We start from the raw sequence: 21,272 nt of genomic DNA, 5'->3' as shown, positions 1-21,272 counted from the left end.
GGGCGCCTGCCGGTGTCGCAGGCGAGAGCATAGACCGGAACCGCCGGGTCTGCTCGGGCTAGCCGCCGAGCCCCGCCAGCCATGCATCCGCATCGTCGATACCGAACTCGATCCACATCGGGAGGTGGTCGCTGATGCGATAGGTGCGCCAGTCCTTGAAGCTGCGCCCGGGCCGCGTCTGGCGTTCGGATGCATAAGCGTCGGCATCGGCCAGCCGATACACGTGCTCGTACACGTCAAACACGCCGGCACGGCCAGTGGGCGCCATGCGCGACAGTTGCCGCAGATAGGCGATCTGGTCGTAGTGCCGGTTCTTGTCCACATTCGATCCAGGCACGGTCTGCAGCGACTCGGGCACGACAAACCCCGCCCGCGTGATCGCTTCCATCGTCACGTCGTGCCGGTTGAAAATGTTGAAGTCGCCCAGCAGGATCAGGTTGCCCGCATCGGCCTTCACGCCGGGCGCCGGCTGCGGCGCGGCCGACAACTTGCCGGCCGCCCTGGCAATGGTCTGGCTGAAGGCGGTGATCTCCGCCAGTCGGCGCGCGTCGTCGGGCTTGCCAGTGCCGTAATAGATGTGGACCGTGGCAAGCGTCAGGTATGCCCATCCGGCCTGGAACCCCGCCAGGTAAGGCGAACGCGCCAGCTGTACCGGCGCCGGCCCCGCCCTGCCCGTCCTGGGCAGCACCAGTTCGGCAGCCAGCCCGGTGAAGCGCACCTTGCGGCGGTCGTACAGGTAGGCCATGCGCTCGGCATTGCCAGACCTGCCCAGTGTGACATCGGTCACCAGATAACCCCACCACGGCCCGAGCATACGCTGCAGCCGCTGCAGCGGGTACAGGCCATCCCTGACCTCCTGGATGGCGATCAGGTCGAAGCGGCTCAGCACTTCGGCGATATAGAGATAGGACTCGTCCGAGCGATAGCCGTACTTGCCGCTGTCGAACTCGCGGATATTCCATGTTGCCAGCAGCAGCGTATCGGTGGCCGTGCGCGCCGGGATGTCGTCCGCCAGCGCCCGGCGCAAGCGCGTCAGGCCCTCGATAGTGCGAGCGCGCACACGTGCGTCGGCGATGTCGGCAATGAAGTCGTAGTGGGTCATCGGGCGGCGCCACGTTGAGAACCGGCCATCGTCAAGTCCACGCGTGTTGCCTGCATTGGCCTGCATCAACCCCTCGGCTGGATGTCGCCAATTCCAGCGGACTACGATGCCGCGCCGGCACCCATGATCCGCGTCAACGCCTCGGCATTCCCCCGGAAATACGATGGTTCGCACCGTTGACTACGCAACGACCATCAAGGGATCGACGACATGAACCATGCCACAGGTAGTACCGCAGGTAATCCCGAAGCCGGGCCATCGCCAGCATCCAGGCGCGCGCAACCGCCAAACTTCGCCGGCAATGACCGGGTGCTGTTCGGCATCGTCCTGGGCGTACTGACGTTCTGGCTGTTTGCCCAGACCACGCTGAACATTGCGCCGGACATGGGTGACGCGCTTGGCCTGTCGCCCACCACGATGAACATCGCCGTCGCCATCACCGCCTTGTTCTCCGGCATCTTCATCGTCTTCATGGGCGGCATTGCCGACCGCGTGGGGCGCTACCGCATCCTGCAACTCGGCTTTTGCCTGAGCATCGCGGGCTCGCTGCTGGTGGCGCTGGCCCCGGCGGGCGCACTGGCGATACCGTGCCTGCTGGCCGGTCGCGCGCTGCAGGGGCTGTCGGCCGCGTGCATCATGCCGTCGAGCCTGGCGCTGATCAAGACATACTGGGCCGGTGCGGCACGTCAGCGTGCCATCAGCATCTGGTCGATCGGTTCGTGGGGGGGCTCGGGCGTCTGCGCCATTTTCGGCGGCATGGTCTCGGCGCAGTTCGGCTGGCGGGCCATTTTCTTCCTGTCGGTAGTGGCGGCCGTGGCCGGCCTGTTGATGATCCGGGGCACGCCGGAAAGCCGGGCCGAGGATCGGCGCGACGCGAAGGTGGACCGCAAGGGCATCTTCACATTCATGGTCGCGATGATCGCGCTGCAGGTGGTGGTCACGCAGGGTGCCCGGTTTGGCTGGACCAGCGTCAACACGCTGTTGCTGGCAGCCGTCGTGGTCATTTTCGGCTTCATCTTCCTGCGCCACGAAGGCCGCGCGGCAGACCCCTTCATCGACTTCAAGCTGTTCCGCAGCCGCATCTACACCGGCGCGACGATCTCGAACTTCATGCTTAACGGTGTGGCCGGCACCTTGATCGTGGTCATGCAGCTGGCGCAACTGGGCGGCAAGATGAGTGCGCAGCAGGCCGGCGTGCTGACCATCGGCTTTGCCATCACGATCATTGCGTTTATCCGCGTGGGCGAAAAGCTGTTGCAGCGCTTTGGCGCCCGCAAGCCCATGCTGTGGGGTTGCGCGCTGACGGCCGCGTCGGTGGTCTGCCTGGCGATGACACAGCTGACGCTCGCCGACTACCGGATCGTCGCCACGATCGGATTTGCGCTGCAGGGCATCGGCCTGGCGTTCTATGCCACCCCGTCCACCGATGCCGCGCTGTCTGCCCTGCCCGAGGACCAGGCGGGCGCGGGCGCCGGCATCTACAAGATGGCGTCGTCGCTGGGCGGCGCCTTCGGCGTGGCCATTTCGGCGGCCATCTTCACTGCGGTGCGCACCCACCCCGAAGGCGGGTCGATGCTGGAAGGCCTGATCCAGTTCCAGGGTGCCCAAGACCAGGTCGCCGTGCGTTCGGCGGCCATCCTGGCACTGACATTCAACCTTTGCATGGTCGTGGTGGCGGCCATTTCGATCATGGCGACCATCCCGCGCGCCAAACCCGGCCAGCCTGCCCGGTGATGGGCCGGCACTGTCGCAGCTTCAGTGCTGCATCTTCGGATTTTGTGTCTTCAACAAGGAGGCCAGTTCCATGTCTGCATCCATCGTTCTCATTTGCGGCAACCTGTTCGACGGCCTCGGCGACACCTTGCAGGGGCCCGCCGAAATCCTGATCGAACACGACACGATTGCCGCCATCGGCCCATCAGTCGCGCGGCCGCGCGGTGCCCGCGTGATCGACCTGTCCCATCGCACGGTCGCACCGGGGTTTATCGACACGCATGTCCACCTGTTTCTGGACGGCATGAACCTGAAGCAGCAGATCCTGCAGTCCAGCGCCGGCAAGGCGCTGGCCGGCCTGAGCCTGGCCCGCGAATACATGCGCCATGGCTTCACCACCCTGCGCGACCTGGGCACGTTCGACGATGACTGGCCGGGCCTTGAACTGCGTAACGCCATCAACGCGGGGCGCCTGGCTGGGCCCCGCCTGTTCGTGGCGCCGCATATGATCAGTGGATCGGGCGGCCATGCCGACATGCAGGGCGCGCTGCCCTGCCGCTGTCATCTGGGGCTGTCGAAAACGGCCGATTCGCCAGCGGAAATCCGCAAGCAGGTGCGTTGCCAGGCAGCGCATGGCGCCGACTGGATCAAGACCATGAACACCGGCGGCTACATGAGCTTTGGCGACGACCCGGCACGCGTCACGTGGTTCGAGGAAGAAATGGAGGCCGCGGCGGCGGCGGCCCACCAGCTTGGCATTCCGGTTTCGGTACATACGGGCGCCGCCGAAGGCTGCAAGCAGGCCCTGCGCGCCGGCGCACGCAGCCTGGAGCATTGCTATCTGATCGACGATGAGGGCATTTCGATGGCCGAGGCCTCGGGCGCGTTCCTGGTGCCGACCATGCAGATGACGCTGGAAGACAAGGCCATGCTGGCCGCCAACACACTGCCGTCGCAGGCGGTCTGGAAGTTCACGCGCGATCTGCCCGAGATCGAGCGGTCCCAGCGCCGCATGGCTGACAGCCACGCCAATATCGCACTGGGCACCGACTGCGGCATGTTCCCGTTCTCGCGCGGCATTCTTGAATTCCAGGCCATGGTGGCAGCCGGCCTGACACCAGCCCGGGCGCTGCGCGCTGGCACCAGCGTGGCAGCCGCGTTGCTGCAGCGGACGGACATCGGGGCACTGGAAGCAGGACGTCAGGCCGATATCGTGGCGATGCCTGGCGACCCTCTGGCAGACATCGCCGTCACGGCCCAGGTGGACTTTGTCATGCGTGGCGGACGGATCTACCGGTTCGGCGATCTCGATCTGCCGGGCTGAGGGGCCGCCGCATCCTGAACGCCCCAAACGCAGAAAACGTCGAAACTCCGTCCGGAGACCTTCGGAACCATCCACGGCCTGCCGTAATTCCAACGTAGAATTCGACAGCCGGCGCCCAGCATCGGCGCAACGTCTTTACATCTGGATGTACGTCGATCTCCTTACCCTTTATCTTCTGGCAATTGGAACACTGCTCGCCAGCGCGGGCATGATGTTCTGGGAGCATCTGGCCAACCCTCGGCACAGCAAGGCCCTGCGCATTCTGTCGGCGGGATTCACCACGCTCGCCATCGGCTGCACGGCCGTCCTCTTCCGGCGCGCCGCCCCAGGAGTGCTTGGCTCCGCACTCGCCAACCTGGTCATGCTTTGCGGCTACCTGCTGATTCTCAACGGCGTTGCGGCATTGAACGGGCGGCACTACCGCATCACTTTCGGCATCGTGCTGATTGTCATGGCGGGGATATGGGCCGTTTCAGGCACACGATGGATGGACGCGATGTGGAACTACGGCAGCGCGTTGCCGATTGCCATCATCAGCGCCATGACGGCGCGAGAAATGCTGCGCTGTGAGGCAATGAAGCCGTTCTTCGCGCGACACATTATCGTGGCGGTAGCGGGCATCCATGCCCTGCTTTATGCCGGGCGGTGCTTTGCACTGCCCTGGCTCGTGTCGGCGTACGGGCCTGCCATGCAGGCCATCGCCAGCAAGATCACCATGTACGAAGGCGTCTTGTACTCGGTGATCCTGCCCATGACGATCCTGAAGCTGATCCGCGAAGACAGCCACACCTTGTTGCTTAAGGAATCCCAAACCGATTACCTGACCCGACTCGGCAATCGCCGCTGGTTTTTCGAACAGGGCAAACACATTCTGGCTGCCGAAGACCTGCGCAGGCCGATAGCTGTACTGGCCTTCGACCTGGATCAGTTCAAGGCCATCAACGACCGCTACGGCCATCAGGCCGGCGACGAGGTACTGAAATCGTTTGCGGAGATCGCCCGCGGCGTGATGGGGCCGGACGTCCTCCTCGCGCGCATTGGTGGCGAGGAATTCGCAGCATTGCTATATGGCGCCGAGGCGCACCGCGCCAGGCTGCTGGGCGAAACCGTGGCGGCACAGTTTGCCGAGAATATTGCCGGCCGGAGCGGGGGCATGAGCATCCCGGCTACCGTCAGCATCGGACTGGCACAGTTCGAGAACGAAACACCAGTGCTCAGCGACGCACTAGTCGCTGCGGACCACGCGTTGTACCGGGCCAAGGCCCTGGGGGGAAATCGTCTGGAGATCGCACGGATCGAGGAGCGGTCGGCTGCGATGTAAGCGAGCCGTGGCGGTTTGGAAGCCGCGTGAGGGGGTGTGAGGCGGGGTGTGAGGCGGGGTGTGAGGCGGGGTGTGAGGCGGGGTGTGAGGCAGGTCAGCGGGGCGGAAACCAGCAGGTATCCGCCCGACCGGAGACAGGAACCGGCGCACCCGGCCGCGCTACGCGCCGGATGGCCTGCATCCCCGGATTATTCCCACTCGATCGTTGCAGGCGGCTTGCCCGATACGTCATACACCACGCGGTTCAGCCCGCGTACCTCGTTGATGATGCGGTTCGAGCAGCGGCCCAGCAGCGCGTACGGCAGGTGCGCCCAGTGCGCGGTCATGAAGTCCGTGGTCTGCACGGCGCGCAGCGCCACCACGTAGTCATACGTGCGGCCATCGCCCATCACGCCCACCGACTTCACCGGCAGGAACACGGCAAAGGCCTGGCTGGTCAGGTCGTACCAGCTCTTGCCCACCTGGTGCGGCTCGCACAGGCCAGCGGCGGCGTCCTGCTCCGTGGCGATGGTCTTGCGCAGTTCCTCGATGAAGATCGCGTCGGCGCGGCGCAGCAGATCCGCGTAATCGCGCTTGACTTCGCCCAGGATCCGCACGCCCAGGCCGGGGCCCGGGAACGGATGGCGGTAGACCATCTCCGGCGGCAGGCCCAGCGCCACGCCCAGCTCGCGCACTTCGTCCTTGAACAGGTCGCGCAGCGGCTCCAGCAACTTCAGGCCCAGCGTCTCCGGCAGGCCGCCCACGTTGTGGTGGCTCTTGATGGTGGTCGCCTTCTTGGTCTTGGTCCCGCCCGATTCCACCACGTCCGGGTAGATCGTGCCCTGTGCCAGCCACTTGGCGTTGCTCAGCTTCTTCGCTTCGGCCTGGAACACTTCCACGAACTCGCGGCCGATGATCTTGCGCTTCTGCTCCGGGTCGGTCACGCCGGCCAGATGGCCCAGGAACTGCTCGGAAGCATCCACGTGGACCACCTTCGCGTGCAGACGGCCCGCGAACATGTCCATCACCATCTTGCCTTCGTCCAGGCGCAGCAGGCCGTGGTCGACAAACACGCAGGTCAGCTGGTCACCGATGGCGCGATGGATCAGCGCGGCGGCCACCGACGAATCGACGCCACCGGACAGCCCCAGGATCACCTCTTCATCGCCCACCTGCTCGCGGATCTTTGCCACGGCCTCGGCGATATGGTCGTGCATGACCCAGTCGGCCTTGGTGCCGCAGATCTGCAGCACGAAGCGCTCGAGCATCTCGCGGCCCTTCGACGTATGCGTGACTTCGGGATGGAACTGCACGCCGTAGTAGCCGCGCGCCTCGTCGGCCATGCCGGCGATCGGGCAGCTCGGCGTCGATGCCATCAGCTTGAAGCCGTCGGGCAGCGCGGTGACCTTGTCGCCGTGGCTCATCCAGACCTTCAGCATGCCGTGACCTTCCGGCGTGCTGAAATCCTCGATACCCTTGAGCAGGTTCGTGTGGCCATGGGCGCGCACTTCGGCGTAGCCGAACTCGCGCGAATCGCTCCATTCCACCTTGCCGCCCAGTTGCACGGCCATGGTCTGCATGCCGTAGCAGATGCCCAGCACCGGCACGCCCAGGTCCCAAACGGCCTGCGGCGCACGCAGCTGGTGGTCTTCGTAGGTGCTAGCGTGGCTGCCGGACAGGATCACGCCCTTCGGTGCGAATTCACGGACGAATTCGTCGGTAACGTCGTTCGGGTGGATTTCGCAATAGACATGCGCCTCGCGAACGCGGCGGGCGATCAGCTGCGTGACTTGCGAACCGAAATCAAGAATGAGGATTTTGTCGTGCATGATTGGCAGTGGGCAGTGCGTCCGGATCGGGTTCGGTCATGACTTCGGTGCCCGGGCCATAGCCGGGCGGCGGCGTGATGACCGGCTCGCGCCGGTATTCGGGGGATGCGGGGGACGCGGCGGAAGTTGCCGGGCGCGCGGGGCGGCCCATGCCGCTCCCGGCAACGTCGGTCACGTCACCTACGTCTGTTACGTCAGTTACGTCGTTCGGATGGCGGGCACCGGCCGCACGCGCATCGCGGTCAGCCTTTGCCTGGTCGGCCAGCGCCCGTTCGCGCAGGCGCACCTTCTTGGCGGCCGGTATCTGCACGATGGCGAAGAACAGCAGCATGGCCGCCATCGTCAGCAGCCAGACTTTGCCGGCCGGCTGGACGGGCATGTCCAGGAACAGCGTCCACGCGGCAACCAGTATTGCGCTGGCCAGGTTGATCAACCCGGCGACGCGCGCCACGGGCACCGTCATATGTCCATTGAATGTGGCCGTGAACAGCAGCCACGACATGCCGAGCGTTGCCACGCCAAGCAGCTGCCCGAACAGGGCCGGCTCCGGCACCGGCAGTTGCAGCGCGGCGTACAGCGTGGTGAACGGCGACATCAGCAGCAGCAGGCCAAGCAGCAAGTCGAGCAGCGCGTCGAAGAACAGCACGGCTCGCAGCAATACTTTCATGGGTGCTCCTTATTGCGGCGCGGCCGCGCAGGCCCCGTCAACCTCGACAGAACCGGCGCGGCCGTGGTGCCCGTCAGGGCAGGCCAGATCGACATCAATCGATATGGTAGTTCGGCGCTTCCTTGGTGATCTGCACGTCGTGGACGTGCGATTCGCGCATGCCCGCTGCCGTGATCTGCACGAACTCGGCCGATTCGTGCCACTGCGGAATCGAGCTGGCGCCGCAATAACCCATCGACGCGCGGATACCGCCCGTCAGCTGATGGATGATTGCCTGCACGGGACCCTTGTACGCCACGCGGCCTTCGATGCCTTCCGGCACCAGCTTGTCGACGTTGGCCGTGTTGTCTTCCTGGAAGTAGCGGTCAGCGGCGCCGTCCTTCATCGCGCCAACCGAACCCATGCCGCGGTAGCTCTTGAACGAGCGGCCCTGGAACAGGAAGACCTCGCCCGGGGCTTCCTCGGTACCCGAGAACATGCCGCCCATCATCACGGTGTGGGCGCCAGCCGCCAGGGCTTTCGCCACGTCACCCGAATAGCGGACGCCGCCATCGGCGATCAGCGGCACACCCGTGCCCTTGAGCGCTTCGGCCACGTTCGACACGGCGGTGATCTGCGGCACACCCACGCCTGCCACGATACGCGTCGTGCAGATCGAACCGGGCCCGATACCGACCTTGACGCCATCGGCGCCGTGCTCGACCAGTGCCAGCGCGGCAGCGCCGGTGGCGATATTGCCGCCCACCACCTGCACTTGCGGGAAGTTCTGCTTGACCCAGCGCACGCGGTCCAGCACGCCCTGGCTGTGGCCATGCGCGGTATCCACCACGATCACGTCCACGCCGGCCTTGACCAGCAGTTCCACGCGTTCGTCGTTATCCGGGCCCACGCCCACTGCGGCGCCAACGCGCAGCTGGCCGTGCGCATCCTTGCTGGCCAGCGGGTTGTCCACGGCCTTCTGGATATCCTTCACGGTGATCAGGCCGCGCAGTTCGAACGCACCGTTGACCACCAGCACACGCTCCAGGCGGTGGCGGTTCATCAGGCGCTTGGCTTCGTCCAGCGGCGCGCCTTCGGCCACCGTCACGAGCTTCTCGCGCGGGGTCATCTTGGCACGCACGGGTGCGTCCAGTTCTTCCTCGAAACGCAGGTCGCGGTTCGTGATGATGCCAACTACGGTCTTGCCCTCGAGCACCGGGAAACCCGAAATGCCGTGCTGCTGCGACAGCGCGATCACATCGCGAACCTTCATGTCCGGCGAAATGGTGATCGGATCACGCAGCACACCCGATTCGTAGCGCTTCACGCGCGCCACTTCACGGGCCTGGTCGGCGGGCTTCAGGTTCTTGTGAACGATACCGATACCGCCGGCCTGTGCCATGGCAATGGCAAGGCGCGCTTCCGTCACCGTATCCATGGCGGCGGACAGCAGCGGAATGTTGAGTTCGATCGAACGGGTCAGTCGGGTGCGGAGGGAAACATCCCGGGGCAGGACGGCCGAATAGGCCGGGACGAGCAGCACGTCATCGAATGTGAGTGCTTTCTGGACAAGACGCATAGCGAATCCTCTAGGCGCAAAAGCAGATTATACAGGAATGCAGGATTTGCTGATGCGTTGTTGCAAGCCGTTTGCTATTCTCGGCCACCTTTTTCAAGCAAGGCATCTGGAGACCATGGGCATCGGCGTACTGTGCGGCCTGCTGGCGGGCGCGTTCTGGGGGATGGTATTTATCGCGCCCAAGCTGCTGCCGGCATTCTCCCCGTGGGAACTGGCGATAGGCCGATACCTGGCATACGGCGTGGTCGCCCTGATCGCCGCCCTGCCGCTGATGCGCCGCATCGCCCGCAAGCTCACGCGGGCCGACTGCGTGGCGCTGCTGCGGCAGGCCTTTACCGGCAACCTGCTGTATTACGTGCTGCTGGCGTTCGGCGTGCAACTGGCCGGCGTGGGCCCCACGTCGCTGATCATCGGCATCCTGCCGATCTCGGTCACGCTGATGGGCCGGCGCGACCATGGCGCGGTGCCGCTGCGCCGTCTGGCACTGCCGCTGCTGGTGGTGGCGGCCGGAATCGCGTGCATCAACGTCGACCTCTTCGGTGGCGGTGGTGGTGCGCATGGCGCGGCCGTGGCGGATGCGGCCATCCGCTCCGTGTGGCAGAAGATTGCCGGCGTGCTGTGTGCGGCCGGGGCGCTGGTCTGCTGGACGCTCTACGCCGTGGACAACGCGCGCTACCTGCAGCGCCATCCGCACTTCAGCGGCAACGAGTGGTCGGCGCTCTATGGGCTTTCCACCGGCCTGGTGTCGCTGGTGCTGGCGATTGGCGGCTGGCTCGTGTTCGGCGACCTGCTGACGGCCTCGGGCAGCGCCCGGGACTGGCAGTGGTACTGGACCGTCAATGCCGCAGTAGCGCTGGGAGCGTCGCTTATTGGCAACAATCTCTGGAACATTTCGAGCCGCCGATTGCCGTTGACGCTGTCCGGTCAGATGATCGTCTTCGAGACGCTGTTCGCGCTGGCATACGGGTTTGTGTTCGATCACCGCTGGCCAAGGCCACTGGAAATCGCCGCAATCGTATTGCTGATGGTCGGCGTTGCCTGGTCCGTTCGCTTGCATGCGACGGACAAGTCTCAGTAGACTAGCGGCCGATGCCGGGTGGGTCACTTCGAAAGTCAACCCCACTGGCGTCTGATGCCCACACAACCCGCTCGACCCGTTCAAGCCTTCGCCATGAAACGATCGTCCGCGCTGTACCTGCTGATTACCGCCAGCCTGGCCATTCCCGGCACCGCCTTTTCCCAGTGGCAATGGAAGGACGCCAACGGCCGCACGGTCTATAGCGATGTTCCGCCTCCGCCGTCCATCCCGGATCGGGCCATCCTGGCCGCTCCGGGCCGCATGGCCGGCGCGTACCGCCCGCTGGAAACGGAAAACGCCAAGGCAGACGCCAAGCCCGGCCCGGCCGGTGGTCCGCGCATGCAGGCGGTCAGCGCCAAGACCCGGCCCGACAAGGCTGCGGACGCCGACGAGGCATTCCGCGAGCGCCGGGACGCCCGGATCAAGGCCGATCTGGAAGCCGCCACCAAGGAACGTGATCAACTGGCGCGCGACGAAAGGTGCCAGCAACTGCGGAATTACGCCACGGGCCTGAGCGCCGGCGTCCGGGTGTCGCGGTCGGGTGCGGACGGCGCCCCGGTGCGCCTGAACGAAGACGAGCGCTCGGCCGAACTGGCGCGTACCAACGATTCGATCAACCAGCAGTGCAGCAGCTGACAGGCTGATGCCCCCGAAGGCAGGGTGGCCGCTGTTTGGCCGCCGCCTGTCAGGCGCCCTGCCCGCCTCCGCCACGCAGCCATTTCTGGCCCTCGCGCATCCCGGATGACCGGGTTTTCTGCACGCGCTTGCGCCGCGCAGTCTTCGGATCGGCCGTCAGGATCCGGTAGACCTCCACCCGGTCGCCTTCGCGCACCACGGTATCCAGCGTCTTGAGCTTGCCGTAGATCCCCACGCGCATCGTCGTGGGATCCACTTCATGGTGCGCATCTGTCAGCCCGCTGGACTGGATCGCAGCGACGATGGTCGTGCCCGCCGGGACGGCGATTTCCTTCAGGAAAACAGCATCGGGGCATGCATAGCAGACCGAAACGTGCACGGTTGCCGGTGCCTCAGCCCTGCTTTGCATAGACCACCTCGGCCCGTTTGACAAAGGCATCGACAAAGGTATTGGCGATCACGCTGAACGCCGGACCGATGATTTTTTCGAGAATGACACTCGAAAACTCGTAGTGAAGGTGAAATTCGATCTTGCAGGCATCGGCGCGCAGCGGCGTGAACCGCCAGGACCCATTGAAGGTCTTGAAAGGACCGTCAGCGAACGTCATATCGATACGTGTCGGACGTTCCTGGGTATTGCGCGTATGAAAGTACTGCTTGATGCCGCTGAAGTGGATGTGGATCTTGGCATCGAGCAGCGTGTCGGTCTGCTCGAAGACCTCCACGCCACCACACCATGGCAGGAACTTGGGATAGTCCTCCACGCGCGTGACCAGGTCGTACATCTGTTCGGCCGAAAAGCCGAGCAGGACGGATTTATGGACGTCTGCCATGTATACGGATTGCGGGCGCCTCGGGGCTGGGCCGGGCCGGAGCGGTTTGCTAAAATCAGGATTTTAGCCGACAGCCGCGAACACGGCACGCCCTGGTGCGCTCGGCCGCAGCCATGTTGCTGCGCACCCTCACCGGCGCCGCCCTGCCAGGCCGCTCCGGCCCATATTTAGGAAATCACCTCCCGCATGACGATCGCTGACAACAAGAAGGCCTTTTTCGACTACTTCATCGAAGAGCGCTACGAGGCCGGGATCGTGCTGGAAGGCTGGGAAGTCAAGGCGATCCGCGCCAACCGCGTGCAGATCAAGGAAGGTTACGTGGTGGTGCGCAATGCCGAGATGTTCCTGATCGGCGCGCATATCAGCCCGCTGCAAAGCGCCTCCACGCACGTCACGCCCGACCCGGTGCGGACCCGCAAGCTGCTGCTCAAGGCCGACGAAATCAAGAAACTGATCGGCAAGGTCGAGCAGCGCGGCTATACGCTGGTGCCGCTGAACCTGCACTACACCCGCGGCCGCATCAAGTGCGAAATCGGCCTGGGCAAGGGCAAGAAGCAGTTCGACAAGCGCGAGACCGAAAAGAATCGCGACTGGCAGCGCGAAAAAGCGCGACTGATGAAAAGCGAAAAGGAATGAAGAAACGGAGGCCTCGGCCTCCGTTCCTGTTTCCGCTGACTCACACTGGGATCAAAGCACCTTCTCGGCCTTCTGGCCCTTCACGATCTGCAGCGCCGAGGCAATCATCGTGCTCATTTCACCCAGATTGCCCGGCACGATCAGCGTATTGCCCTGTTTGGCCAGGTTGCCGAAGGCCGCCACATATTCCTCGGCCACCTTCAGGTTGACCGCCTCTGCCCCGCCCTCGCCGCGAATGGCGTGGCCGATCTTCTCGATCGCCTGGGCATTGGCCTCGGCAACCGCCAGAATCGCGGCGGCCTCGCCCTGGGCCCGGTTGATGGCCGCCTGTTTTTCGCCCTCGGATTTCTGGATGGCCGCTTCCCGCGCGCCCGACGCCAGGTTGATCTGTTCCTGACGCTTGCCCTCGGATGCGGCGATCAGGGCGCGCTTCTCGCGCTCGGCCGTAATCTGCGCCTGCATCGCGTGCAGGATCTCCTTCGGAGGCGTCAGGTCCTTGATCTCGTAGCGCAAGACCTTCACACCCCAGTTGGCCGCCGCTTCGTCCAGCGCATTGACCACGCTGTGATTGATGAACTCGCGCTCCTCGAACGTCTTGTCCAGTTCCAGCTTGCCGATGACCGACCGCAGCGTGGTCTGCGATAGCTGCGTGATCGCCACCACGAAATTGCTCGATCCGTACGACGCCTTCATCGGGTCGGTCACCTGGAAGTACAGCACGCCGTCGACCTGCAACTGCGTGTTGTCCTTGGTGATACAAACCTGGCTCGGCACATCAAGCGGAATTTCCTTGAGAATGTGCTTGTAGGCGACGCGGTCGATAAACGGCACCACAATCGACAGCCCGGGCGTCAGCGTCGCATGGTAGCGGCCCAGACGCTCCAGCACCCAGGCGTGCTGCTGCGGCACGATCTTGATGGACTTCGCGATCAGTACGATGGCGGCGATAAGCAGAATCAGCGGAAACAGACCAAGCTGATAGGCAAGCATGTACGACTCCCGTCAAAGAGAAAACTACAAGGCGGAGAACAGCGGTACGTTGGCGCCGGGCTAGCGCGGCGACACGATGAGCGTGGCGCCACGGATCTCTACAATCCTGTAGCAACCCGGCGCGGGATCGGTGCCCGGCGCCAACTCCACCGTCCAGTCGGCGCCACGATATGGCACACGGGCGCGCCGGAACGCATCCCAGGCGGACACTTCGACTTCCTGTCCGATATCGAGGTTCACGTCGGGATTGGATGCGGCATCGCTGCGACGCAGCTTGCCGAAACGCGTACGCCGCAGCCCTGCGATGGCCGCGATGGCGACCACCGCCGCCGTGACCGTCTGCATGGGCACCTCGGCACCGAGCAGCGCCGCAATACCCCCGGCGGTCACGCCGCAGGCGACCATCAACAGATAAAACGTGCCGGTAGCCATCTCCGCGATCACCAGCACCACGGATGCGGCAAACCAAAAGTAGTACGACGTCATCCCGTTCCTTTCCAGCCAGCAAACACCAGCCCGAAAAAACAAAACCCCCGCCAAACGCCTGCGGCGTCTGCGGGGGCAGTTGGAACACCTGACCGCAGGGCCGGTGCCACACGGCGCGCCAGCCAGTCAGGCCGGGCGCCGTTCGTTCGGGTACGTCGCTATTGTGACGCGAAATGCCTTAGGAAGCCAGTTGCTGCCAGGTTTCCACCACCGAATCAGGATTCAGCGAGATCGACTTGATGCCTTCCTTGGCCAGCCATGCCGCAAAGTCCGGATGGTCCGAAGGGCCCTGGCCGCAAATACCGACGTACTTGTCCAGGCGCAACGCCGTGGAGATGGCGCGCTGCAGCATGAATCGCACGGCCGGATCGCGCTCGTCGAAGTCCTTGGCCAGCAGTTCCATGCCCGAATCGCGGTCCAGGCCCAGCGTCAGCTGCGTCAGGTCGTTCGAGCCGATCGAGAAACCGTCGAAGAACTGCAGGAATTCCTCGGCCAGGATCGCGTTCGACGGCACTTCGCACATCATGATGATGCGCAGGCCGTTTTCGCCGCGCTTCAGGCCATGCTTGGCCAGCAGTCCGATCACACGCTCGGCCTGGCCCAGCGTACGTACGAACGGCACCATGATCTCGACGTTGGTCAGGCCCATCTCGTCGCGCACGCGCTTCATGGCCTTGCATTCCATCTCGAACGCCTCGGCGAAGTCATCCGCGATGTAGCGCGAAGCGCCACGGAAACCCAGCATCGGGTTTTCTTCGTCCGGCTCGTAGCGCGAACCGCCGATCAGCTTCTTGTACTCGTTCGACTTGAAGTCGGACAGGCGCACGATCACGGGCTTCGGATAGAACGCGGCGCCGATCGTGGCAATGCCTTCGGCCAGCTTGTCCACGTAGAACGCACGCGGGCTCGCGTGGCCACGGGCCACCGATTCCACGGCCTTCTTCAGGTCGGCATCGACCTGCGGATAGTCCAGAATCGCCTTCGGGTGAACGCCAATGTTGTTGTTGATGATGAATTCCAGGCGGGCCAGGCCGACGCCGTGGTTCGGAATCTGCGCAAAATCAAATGCCAGTTGCGGATTGCCGACGTTCATCATGATCTTGGTCTCGATCTCCGGCATTTCGCCGCGCGTGACCTCGGTGACTTCGGTTTCGAGCAGACCGTCGTAGATACGGCCTTCGTCGCCCTCGGCGCACGACACCGTCACCAGCGTGCCATCTTTCAGCAGGTCGGTGGCATCGCCGCAACCGACCACTGCCGGCACACCCAGTTCACGCGCAATGATCGCGGCGTGGCACGTACGGCCGCCACGGTTCGTGACGATGGCCGCGGCACGCTTCATCACCGGCTCCCAGTTCGGGTCGGTCATGTCGGCCACCAGGACGTCGCCCGGCTGCACGCGTTCCATCTCGGACGGATCGTTGATCACGCGAACCGGACCGGTGCCGATCTTCTGGCCGATGGCACGGCCGCTGGTCAGCACTGCCGAGGTGCCCTTCAGCTTGAAGCGCTGCTCGGCCTTGCCAGCCGACTGGCTCTTCACGGTCTCCGGACGTGCCTGGAGGATATAGATCTTGCCGTCCTTGCCGTCCTTGCCCCACTCGATATCCATCGGGCGGCCATAGTGCTTCTCGATGATCATCGCGTAGCGGGCCAGCTCGTTCACATCATCATCGCTGATCGAATAGCGGTTGCGCAGTTCGGGCGGCACGTCCACGGTCTTCACGCGGCCGGCTTCGCCCGGCTTGGTGAATTCCATCTTGATCAGCTTCGAGCCGATCGAGCGGCGGATGATGGGATACTTGCCAGCCTGCAGCGTCGGCTTGAAGACGTAGAACTCGTCCGGGTTCACGGCGCCCTGCACGACCGTCTCGCCCAGGCCGTAGCTCGAGGTGATGAACACCACGTCCGGGAAACCCGACTCGGTATCGATCGTGAACATCACGCCCGAGGCTGCCAGATCCGAACGGACCATGCGTTGCACACCGGCCGACAGTGCCACCACGTCATGGGCAAAGCCCTTGTGAACGCGGTAGGAAATGGCACGGTCGTTGTACAGCGACGCGAACACGTGCTTGATCTTGTCGAGCACGTCGTCGATGCCGCTGACGTTGAGGTAGGACTCCTGCTGGCCTGCGAACGATGCGTCGGGCAGATCCTCGGCGGTGGCCGACGAACGCACGGCGAACGATGCCTCTGCGCCTTCGCGGGCCGACACACGAGCGTAGTGTTCACGGATTTCCGCTTCGAGTCGCGGCTGGAACGGCGCCATGGCCACCCAGCTGCGAATCTCGCCGCCGGCCTCGGCCAGCGCCTTCACGTCGTCGACGTCGAGCGTCTTCAGGCGCTCGGAAATGCGGGCGGTCAGGTTGTTATGTTCGAGGAAGTCGCGGAATGCCAGCGCGGTGGTGGCAAAACCGCCGGGAACGCGCACACCGGCACCTGCCAGCTGCGAGATCATCTCGCCGAGCGACGAGTTCTTGCCGCCGACGGTCTCCACGTCCTGCATGCGCAGTTCTTCGAACGGCAGCACGTAGGCGCCGTTATCTACCTGGTTGGTCATAAAAGCCTCAAAACAAAGTAAGAAATCTTTTGCACCGACCGGCATGTTGTTGGCGTTCTGTCCCCGGCGGATCGCTTGGCTGAGCAATTCCCTGTGGCATCGGACGATTCCGATGCTGCGATGCACATTGTCGACAATCCGGCTGCAAATCGTTGCACGACCGGGATTGGCGGAATTGCTTAGCCAAAAGATCGCCGCTATTCTACCGTGCCGCACCGCACTTTCGCTCAGCGGCTGCTCCAAAATTAACTGTTCAGACATGTCCTTGCCCGAAGCGCCTGACGCGTCGCAATCTGCGCCGGCCCTGACTTCCCAGCCCTCTTCCTCCCCGGCCGGCTCCCAGCCAGCGGCCGCGGCGGCTCCTGCTGATCGCCCTGCCGTGCGTACGGTTTTCATCGTGTCGGATGGCACGGGCATCACCGCCGAGACGTTCAGCCATTCGATCCTGGCCCAGTTCGAGATGCGCTTTCGCAAGGTGCGCATGCCGTTCGTCGACACGCCTGAAAAGGCACATGTAGCCGTCAGCAAGATCAACGAGGCGTTCTACAACGAGGGTGTACCGCCCATCGTCTTCACCACGCTGGTCAACGCCGAGTCCAACAAGGCGATGCGCCGGGCCAAGGCCATGATCCTGGACATGTTCCAGACATTTATCGAGCCGCTGGAGAAGGAGCTGGGACTGAAGTCCACGCACGCCATCGGCCGATTCCACCAGAATGCCGATACCGAGGCCTACAAGAACCGGATCGAGGCCATCAACTTCTCGCTGGCGCATGATGACGGGCAGTCACACAAGAACCTCGAGGAAGCCGATGTGATCCTGGTTGGCGTGTCGCGTAGCGGCAAGACGCCGACCAGCCTGTACCTGGCGATGCAATATGGGCTCAAGGCGGCCAACTATCCGCTGATCCCCGATGACTTCGAGCGTGGCCGCCTGCCCTCGGCGCTCTACGCGTTCAAGCCAAAGATTTTCGGGTTGTCGATCGATCCGCAGCGGCTGACGGAAATCCGCAACGAGCGCCGGCCGGGCAGCAAGTACGCGGCAGTCGAGAACTGCCGCTACGAGGTCAACGAGGCGGAAGCGATGATGCGCCGCGAAGGCATCAAGTGGCTGTCGTCCACGCACAAGTCGATCGAGGAAATTGCGACGACGATCCTCCAGGAAATCAAGGTCGACCGCGACAACTATTGAGCGCGATTTTTGAGAATCGTCTTCTTGGCGGGTGATGGCTGGAGGTGAAAGATGACGTCATCGACGTTTTCTTTCGCAAACCATGCCCATCACCATGAAAGCAGACCGGTTTTCCAGTCTCCCCGAACCCGCCGATCCAGACCACGCGCAACCGCAGCGCCATGCGCCCCGCCATGACTGGCGCATAGCCGCCACCATCTTCACCGCCGTTTTCGTCGCTCTCGGGGGCGTATTCGCCATCCTCGAATACTCCGCGCGCCGAACCGACAAGACGAACGAGAACATCTACTACCGATTCAATATGCTGGATGAACGGCTTGGTGTGATGAATCGTCAGTTCCAGGCCGCAGACAGTCGATTCGAGCGAATCGACCGCCGTTTCGATGGCATCGATCACCGTATCGAAAGGCTGGAGGTAAAGGTGGACCAGGGTTTCGCCAGGGTGGACGAGCGTTTTGCCAAGGTTGACGAGCGTTTTGGCAAGGTTGACGAGCGCCTTGCCAGGGTTGACGACCGTCTTGCCAGGGTTGACGATCGCTTCGACAAGCTTGAGGCGAAATTCGACAATAAGTTCGACCAGCTGAAGGGTATGCTGCAGACACTGGTCGAACAAAAGGCTTCGTCCGGTACCGCGGCATCCGGCCAGGCACGGGGCAATCGCCCGCGCTAGCAGCCTATGCGTTCAACCCGCCCGCCGCTGACGCACGGTTTCAAACAGGCAGACGGCGGTGGCTGCGGCGACGTTCAGCGATTCCAGGCCACCAGGCTGCGGAATGCCAACCTTGCGCGAGACGCGTGCCATCCACTCTGGGCTGACGCCTGCCCCCTCGTTGCCGACCACCCAGCCCACCGGCTGGCGCAGGTCGGTATCGAACACGGTGGCGTCGGCATGCGAGGACGTCGCAAGCAGGGGCACGGCGAGCCGGGACGCGAGCATTTCGAGCGTGCAGTGCTCGACGATATTGAGGTGGAAATTTGCGCCCATACCGGCTCGCAGCGTCTTGACCGACCAGGCAAATGCACATCCAGTGGTCAGGAAAGCATGGGGGATTCCCGCCGCCGCGGCACTGCGAAGGATCGACCCGACGTTGCCGGCATCCTGGACACCGTCGAGGATGATGCAGTCCGTATCGATCTGCGCGGGCAGATGGCCGGCCGGCGTGTCGATCACGAACAGCAGGTCGATACCGTTCGCCACGTTGCTGATCTGACTGAACAGTGCGTCAGCCAGCACGACGACGCGCTCCGGTTCGACCTGGTCAAGCAACGGCCGCACTTCGGCATGGTCATAATGACGCTCGCCTACGACACAAGAGGCTGGTTGACCCAATGCGGCAACGTAGGCCTGTGCGAGATGTACGCCGTCCAGCACCGATTGCCCGGCCTTGCGACGTTGGTGCGTGGAGCCCGTCAGGGCCTTCAGGTGCTTGAACAGCGCGTTATCGCGCGAAGTGACGTGCTTCAAGGAGATGTCTTAGAAAGGCGGTGTTTCCTGGGCCTGGGTCAGGGCATTGACGCGTTCCAGGGCCAGACGGACTGGCGCGAACGACCGCCGATGATGCGGTGTGGGACCGTGCCGGTCCAGCGCTGCAAAATGCTGCGGCGTGGGATAGCCAAAATGCGAGTCAAAGCCGTACTCGGGGTACTGCGCGTGCAACTCCACGAGATTGCGGTCACGCGATACCTTCGCCAGAATCGATGCGGCCGAAATGGCTCGCACCTTGGCGTCCCCCTTGACGATCGCTTCCACCGGATAGGCCACTTGCGGGCAGCGATTGCCGTCGACCTGCACCAGATCAGGAATCACGCCCGCGGCGGCGAGCCCCTGGACGGCGCGCTGCATGGCAAGCATCGACGCATGGAGGATATTGATCGAATCGATTTCCTCGACCGTGGCATAGGCGATGTGCCAGCCAAGTGCACGTTCGCAAATCCGCTCGAACAGGACTTCGCGCTTTTCCGCGGTCAGGATCTTCGAATCGGCGAGCCCCCGAATCTGTCGATCCGGGTTCAACACGACAGCCGCGGCGTACACGGGCCCGGCCAGTGGGCCGCGCCCGGCCTCGTCCACGCCACAAAGGCGTTGGACCACGGCGACCGTTTGCGTCAGCTCAAGTCCCATCTGGCCGACGTTGACAGCCTTGACGCGCGGCATCACACGGCTCCCCGGGTGTGCAGAAGATCCGCCACGACACCGGCTGCCAGCCTGGATGTGTCGCGCTTCAGCGTTTCATGCATGGTCGTGAAATGTTCGCGCAGGAAAGCAATATTCCCTTCATCGTTGAGTTGCAGCAGCGTTTCACGCGCCAGCGCCTCAGGCGTAGCATCGTCCTGCAGCAACTCGGGCACGACGAAGCGCCCCGACAGAATATTAGGCAGTCCCACGTACGGCAGATATCCCTGCCGTTTCATGATTTGCGCGGTCAGCCAGGGCACCTTGTACGAGATCACCATCGGCTTCTTGTACAGCGCGGCTTCCAGCGTGGCCGTACCGCTGGCCAGCAGGATGACGTCGGCAGACTCCATTGCCAAATGTGACTGTCCATCCACAATCGTGAGATCGATTTCCGGATGCTGCGCGTGCAGGCCCTCGACAATCGCATGCAACGCCGGCGAGGCGGCCGGCAACACAAATGCCAGATTGCCGTCCATGCGATGCATGCGCGACATGGCCTCGAAAAATGTGGCGCCGAGATTACGCACCTCAGACTGTCGGCTGCCGGGCAGCACTGCCACGATACGCTTGCCTTCCGGCAGCCCGAGTTTCGCGCGAGCCCCTGCCACATCGGGCACCATCGGAATCACATCGGCAAGCGGGTGGCCTACATATGTGGCCGGGATACCCGCCTTGGCGTAAATCTCCGGCTCGAACGGGAACAGGCAAAGGATGTGATCGACCGCCCGGGCAATCGTGCGAATGCGACCGCCCCGCCAGGCCCAGATCGACGGACTGACAAAATGCACGACGGGAATACCAGCGCGCCGCAGAGGAATTTCGAGACCGAAATTGAAATCGGGCGCATCGACGCCAATGAAGCACAGCGGCGGTTGGGCAAGCAACTTGTCGCGGATGGCGCGCCGCGTGGCCAGGATCTCGCGCAAAGACCCCAGAACTTCCACATAGCCGTTGACGGAAAGGGTTTCCATCGGCCAATGCGAGACGAACCCTTGCGCCATCATGCGGCGGCCGCCGATACCGGCGTAGTCAACCGACTCGCCAAGCCGTGCGTGCAATCCCTCCAGCAACAGCGAAGCCAGCAGATCGCCCGATGCCTCTCCGGCGACCATGGCAATCGTGCCACGCTTGTTTATATGAGCCTCCGCGTCAGCGGGAAGCACGGCCTGCAGGGTTGCCTCGACCATGT

At 63.7% G+C, this 21,272-nt stretch carries 20 protein-coding genes; 8 read left to right on the top strand and 12 right to left on the bottom strand.

What is annotated here, in order from left to right; all coding sequences use genetic code 11:
* Nucleotides 1–58 precede the first annotated feature (58 nt).
* Nucleotides 59–1,102, bottom strand: a complete 1,044-nt coding sequence (locus tag A9J21_RS10755) for an endonuclease/exonuclease/phosphatase family protein (RefSeq protein ID WP_066735317.1) — start codon at nt 1,100–1,102, stop codon at nt 59–61.
* Between the two features lie 210 nt (nt 1,103–1,312).
* On the opposite strand from A9J21_RS10755, the gene A9J21_RS10750 reads away from it, so the two are divergent.
* The 3 genes from A9J21_RS10750 to A9J21_RS10740 all read left to right on the top strand — a co-directional run bounded on the left by A9J21_RS10750 (nt 1,313) and on the right by A9J21_RS10740 (nt 5,460).
* Nucleotides 1,313–2,836, top strand: coding sequence for an MFS transporter (locus tag A9J21_RS10750; RefSeq protein WP_082926338.1), 1,524 nt, complete (start codon nt 1,313–1,315; stop codon nt 2,834–2,836).
* A 70-nt stretch (nt 2,837–2,906) separates the two neighbouring features.
* Nucleotides 2,907–4,139 carry an amidohydrolase family protein gene (locus tag A9J21_RS10745; RefSeq protein ID WP_066735307.1) on the top strand — a complete coding sequence of 411 codons (1,233 nt, stop codon included), beginning with the start codon at nt 2,907–2,909 and terminating at the stop codon, nt 4,137–4,139.
* 145 nt (nt 4,140–4,284) lie between these two features.
* Nucleotides 4,285–5,460, top strand: coding sequence for a diguanylate cyclase (locus A9J21_RS10740; protein ID WP_066735305.1), 1,176 nt, complete (start codon nt 4,285–4,287; stop codon nt 5,458–5,460).
* Nucleotides 5,461–5,648: 188 nt separating this feature from the next.
* On the opposite strand, the gene guaA is transcribed toward A9J21_RS10740, so the two are convergent.
* The 3 genes from guaA to guaB all read right to left on the bottom strand — a co-directional run bounded on the left by guaA (nt 5,649) and on the right by guaB (nt 9,493).
* Nucleotides 5,649–7,268, bottom strand: a complete 1,620-nt coding sequence (guaA, locus tag A9J21_RS10735) for a glutamine-hydrolyzing GMP synthase (protein ID WP_066735302.1) — start codon at nt 7,266–7,268, stop codon at nt 5,649–5,651.
* Nucleotides 7,243–7,935, bottom strand: a complete 693-nt coding sequence (locus tag A9J21_RS10730) for a hypothetical protein (RefSeq protein ID WP_066735300.1) — start codon at nt 7,933–7,935, stop codon at nt 7,243–7,245. Before A9J21_RS10730 ends, guaA begins: the two co-directional genes overlap by 26 nt.
* A gap of 94 nt (nt 7,936–8,029) precedes the next feature.
* On the bottom strand, nt 8,030–9,493 hold the full coding sequence (guaB, locus tag A9J21_RS10725) for an IMP dehydrogenase (RefSeq protein ID WP_066735295.1): 1,464 nt from the start codon (nt 9,491–9,493) through the stop codon (nt 8,030–8,032).
* 115 nt (nt 9,494–9,608) lie between these two features.
* On the opposite strand from guaB, the gene A9J21_RS10720 reads away from it, so the two are divergent.
* Complete coding sequence (locus A9J21_RS10720; protein WP_066735293.1) at nt 9,609–10,571, top strand: DMT family transporter; 963 nt, start codon at nt 9,609–9,611, stop codon at nt 10,569–10,571.
* Between the two features lie 93 nt (nt 10,572–10,664).
* The gene (locus tag A9J21_RS10715; protein WP_066735291.1) at nt 10,665–11,207 is read left to right on the top strand and encodes a DUF4124 domain-containing protein; all 543 of its coding nucleotides are present in this window, start codon (nt 10,665–10,667) and stop codon (nt 11,205–11,207) included.
* Nucleotides 11,208–11,256: 49 nt separating this feature from the next.
* Here A9J21_RS10715 and A9J21_RS10710 read toward each other — a convergent pair whose 3' ends face one another.
* Both A9J21_RS10710 and A9J21_RS10705 read right to left on the bottom strand, forming a co-directional pair.
* A complete protein-coding gene (locus A9J21_RS10710) occupies nt 11,257–11,616 on the bottom strand; it encodes an RnfH family protein (protein ID WP_066735288.1) in 360 nt (119 codons plus the stop codon).
* A complete protein-coding gene (locus A9J21_RS10705; RefSeq protein WP_066735285.1) occupies nt 11,600–12,040 on the bottom strand; it encodes a type II toxin-antitoxin system RatA family toxin in 441 nt (146 codons plus the stop codon). Before A9J21_RS10705 ends, A9J21_RS10710 begins: the two co-directional genes overlap by 17 nt.
* A gap of 186 nt (nt 12,041–12,226) precedes the next feature.
* Between A9J21_RS10705 and smpB the strand changes: the two genes are divergently transcribed.
* Nucleotides 12,227–12,676 (top strand): SsrA-binding protein SmpB, encoded by a 450-nt coding sequence (gene smpB, locus A9J21_RS10700; RefSeq protein ID WP_066735282.1) that lies wholly within the window; start codon nt 12,227–12,229, stop codon nt 12,674–12,676.
* A 51-nt stretch (nt 12,677–12,727) separates the two neighbouring features.
* On the opposite strand, the gene A9J21_RS10695 is transcribed toward smpB, so the two are convergent.
* From A9J21_RS10695 to ppsA, 3 genes are all read right to left on the bottom strand, one after another.
* On the bottom strand, nt 12,728–13,666 hold the full coding sequence (locus A9J21_RS10695; RefSeq protein ID WP_066735279.1) for an SPFH domain-containing protein: 939 nt from the start codon (nt 13,664–13,666) through the stop codon (nt 12,728–12,730).
* Between the two features lie 60 nt (nt 13,667–13,726).
* On the bottom strand, nt 13,727–14,152 hold the full coding sequence (locus tag A9J21_RS10690) for an NfeD family protein (protein ID WP_066735276.1): 426 nt from the start codon (nt 14,150–14,152) through the stop codon (nt 13,727–13,729).
* 178 nt (nt 14,153–14,330) lie between these two features.
* Nucleotides 14,331–16,715 (bottom strand): phosphoenolpyruvate synthase, encoded by a 2,385-nt coding sequence (gene ppsA / locus A9J21_RS10685; protein ID WP_066735273.1) that lies wholly within the window; start codon nt 16,713–16,715, stop codon nt 14,331–14,333.
* A 379-nt stretch (nt 16,716–17,094) separates the two neighbouring features.
* On the opposite strand from ppsA, the gene A9J21_RS10680 reads away from it, so the two are divergent.
* Complete coding sequence (locus A9J21_RS10680) at nt 17,095–17,907, top strand: pyruvate, water dikinase regulatory protein (RefSeq protein ID WP_066735263.1); 813 nt, start codon at nt 17,095–17,097, stop codon at nt 17,905–17,907.
* A gap of 82 nt (nt 17,908–17,989) precedes the next feature.
* On the top strand, nt 17,990–18,577 hold the full coding sequence (locus A9J21_RS10675; protein ID WP_066735255.1) for a hypothetical protein: 588 nt from the start codon (nt 17,990–17,992) through the stop codon (nt 18,575–18,577).
* 12 nt (nt 18,578–18,589) lie between these two features.
* Here A9J21_RS10675 and A9J21_RS10670 read toward each other — a convergent pair whose 3' ends face one another.
* From A9J21_RS10670 to lpxB, 3 genes are read right to left on the bottom strand one after another with little or no spacing between them, the layout of a single operon-like run.
* Complete coding sequence (locus A9J21_RS10670; protein WP_066735253.1) at nt 18,590–19,372, bottom strand: RNA methyltransferase; 783 nt, start codon at nt 19,370–19,372, stop codon at nt 18,590–18,592.
* Between the two features lie 9 nt (nt 19,373–19,381).
* Nucleotides 19,382–20,062: a ribonuclease HII gene (rnhB, locus tag A9J21_RS10665; RefSeq protein ID WP_066735250.1), complete on the bottom strand. Its 681-nt coding sequence runs from the start codon at nt 20,060–20,062 to the stop codon at nt 19,382–19,384.
* Nucleotides 20,062–21,270: a lipid-A-disaccharide synthase gene (gene lpxB, locus A9J21_RS10660; protein ID WP_066735247.1), complete on the bottom strand. Its 1,209-nt coding sequence runs from the start codon at nt 21,268–21,270 to the stop codon at nt 20,062–20,064. The genes rnhB and lpxB overlap by 1 nt, the downstream gene beginning before the upstream one ends.
* Nucleotides 21,271–21,272: the final 2 nt, after the last annotated feature.

The organism is Cupriavidus sp. D384, from assembly GCF_001652915.1.
Lineage (GTDB): Bacteria > Pseudomonadota > Gammaproteobacteria > Burkholderiales > Burkholderiaceae > Cupriavidus.
Note: the sequence above shows the minus strand (reverse complement) of the source record. Positions and strands in the feature narration are given on the sequence as shown.

What these genes read in the sequence shown, in the direction of transcription:
- A9J21_RS10755 (WP_066735317.1), bottom strand. Translation starts at nt 1,102, where the DNA reads ATGACCCACTACGACTTCATTGCCGACATCGCCGACGCACGTGTGCGC.
- A9J21_RS10750 (WP_082926338.1), top strand. Translation starts at nt 1,313, where the DNA reads ATGAACCATGCCACAGGTAGTACCGCAGGTAATCCCGAAGCCGGGCCA.
- A9J21_RS10745 (WP_066735307.1), top strand. Translation starts at nt 2,907, where the DNA reads ATGTCTGCATCCATCGTTCTCATTTGCGGCAACCTGTTCGACGGCCTC.
- A9J21_RS10740 (WP_066735305.1), top strand. Translation starts at nt 4,285, where the DNA reads ATGTACGTCGATCTCCTTACCCTTTATCTTCTGGCAATTGGAACACTG.
- guaA (WP_066735302.1), bottom strand. Translation starts at nt 7,268, where the DNA reads ATGCACGACAAAATCCTCATTCTTGATTTCGGTTCGCAAGTCACGCAG.
- A9J21_RS10730 (WP_066735300.1), bottom strand. Translation starts at nt 7,935, where the DNA reads ATGAAAGTATTGCTGCGAGCCGTGCTGTTCTTCGACGCGCTGCTCGAC.
- guaB (WP_066735295.1), bottom strand. Translation starts at nt 9,493, where the DNA reads ATGCGTCTTGTCCAGAAAGCACTCACATTCGATGACGTGCTGCTCGTC.
- A9J21_RS10720 (WP_066735293.1), top strand. Translation starts at nt 9,609, where the DNA reads ATGGGCATCGGCGTACTGTGCGGCCTGCTGGCGGGCGCGTTCTGGGGG.
- A9J21_RS10715 (WP_066735291.1), top strand. Translation starts at nt 10,665, where the DNA reads ATGAAACGATCGTCCGCGCTGTACCTGCTGATTACCGCCAGCCTGGCC.
- A9J21_RS10710 (WP_066735288.1), bottom strand. Translation starts at nt 11,616, where the DNA reads ATGCAAAGCAGGGCTGAGGCACCGGCAACCGTGCACGTTTCGGTCTGC.
- A9J21_RS10705 (WP_066735285.1), bottom strand. Translation starts at nt 12,040, where the DNA reads ATGGCAGACGTCCATAAATCCGTCCTGCTCGGCTTTTCGGCCGAACAG.
- smpB (WP_066735282.1), top strand. Translation starts at nt 12,227, where the DNA reads ATGACGATCGCTGACAACAAGAAGGCCTTTTTCGACTACTTCATCGAA.
- A9J21_RS10695 (WP_066735279.1), bottom strand. Translation starts at nt 13,666, where the DNA reads ATGCTTGCCTATCAGCTTGGTCTGTTTCCGCTGATTCTGCTTATCGCC.
- A9J21_RS10690 (WP_066735276.1), bottom strand. Translation starts at nt 14,152, where the DNA reads ATGACGTCGTACTACTTTTGGTTTGCCGCATCCGTGGTGCTGGTGATC.
- ppsA (WP_066735273.1), bottom strand. Translation starts at nt 16,715, where the DNA reads ATGACCAACCAGGTAGATAACGGCGCCTACGTGCTGCCGTTCGAAGAA.
- A9J21_RS10675 (WP_066735255.1), top strand. Translation starts at nt 17,990, where the DNA reads ATGCCCATCACCATGAAAGCAGACCGGTTTTCCAGTCTCCCCGAACCC.
- rnhB (WP_066735250.1), bottom strand. Translation starts at nt 20,062, where the DNA reads ATGCCGCGCGTCAAGGCTGTCAACGTCGGCCAGATGGGACTTGAGCTG.
- lpxB (WP_066735247.1), bottom strand. Translation starts at nt 21,270, where the DNA reads ATGGTCGAGGCAACCCTGCAGGCCGTGCTTCCCGCTGACGCGGAGGCT.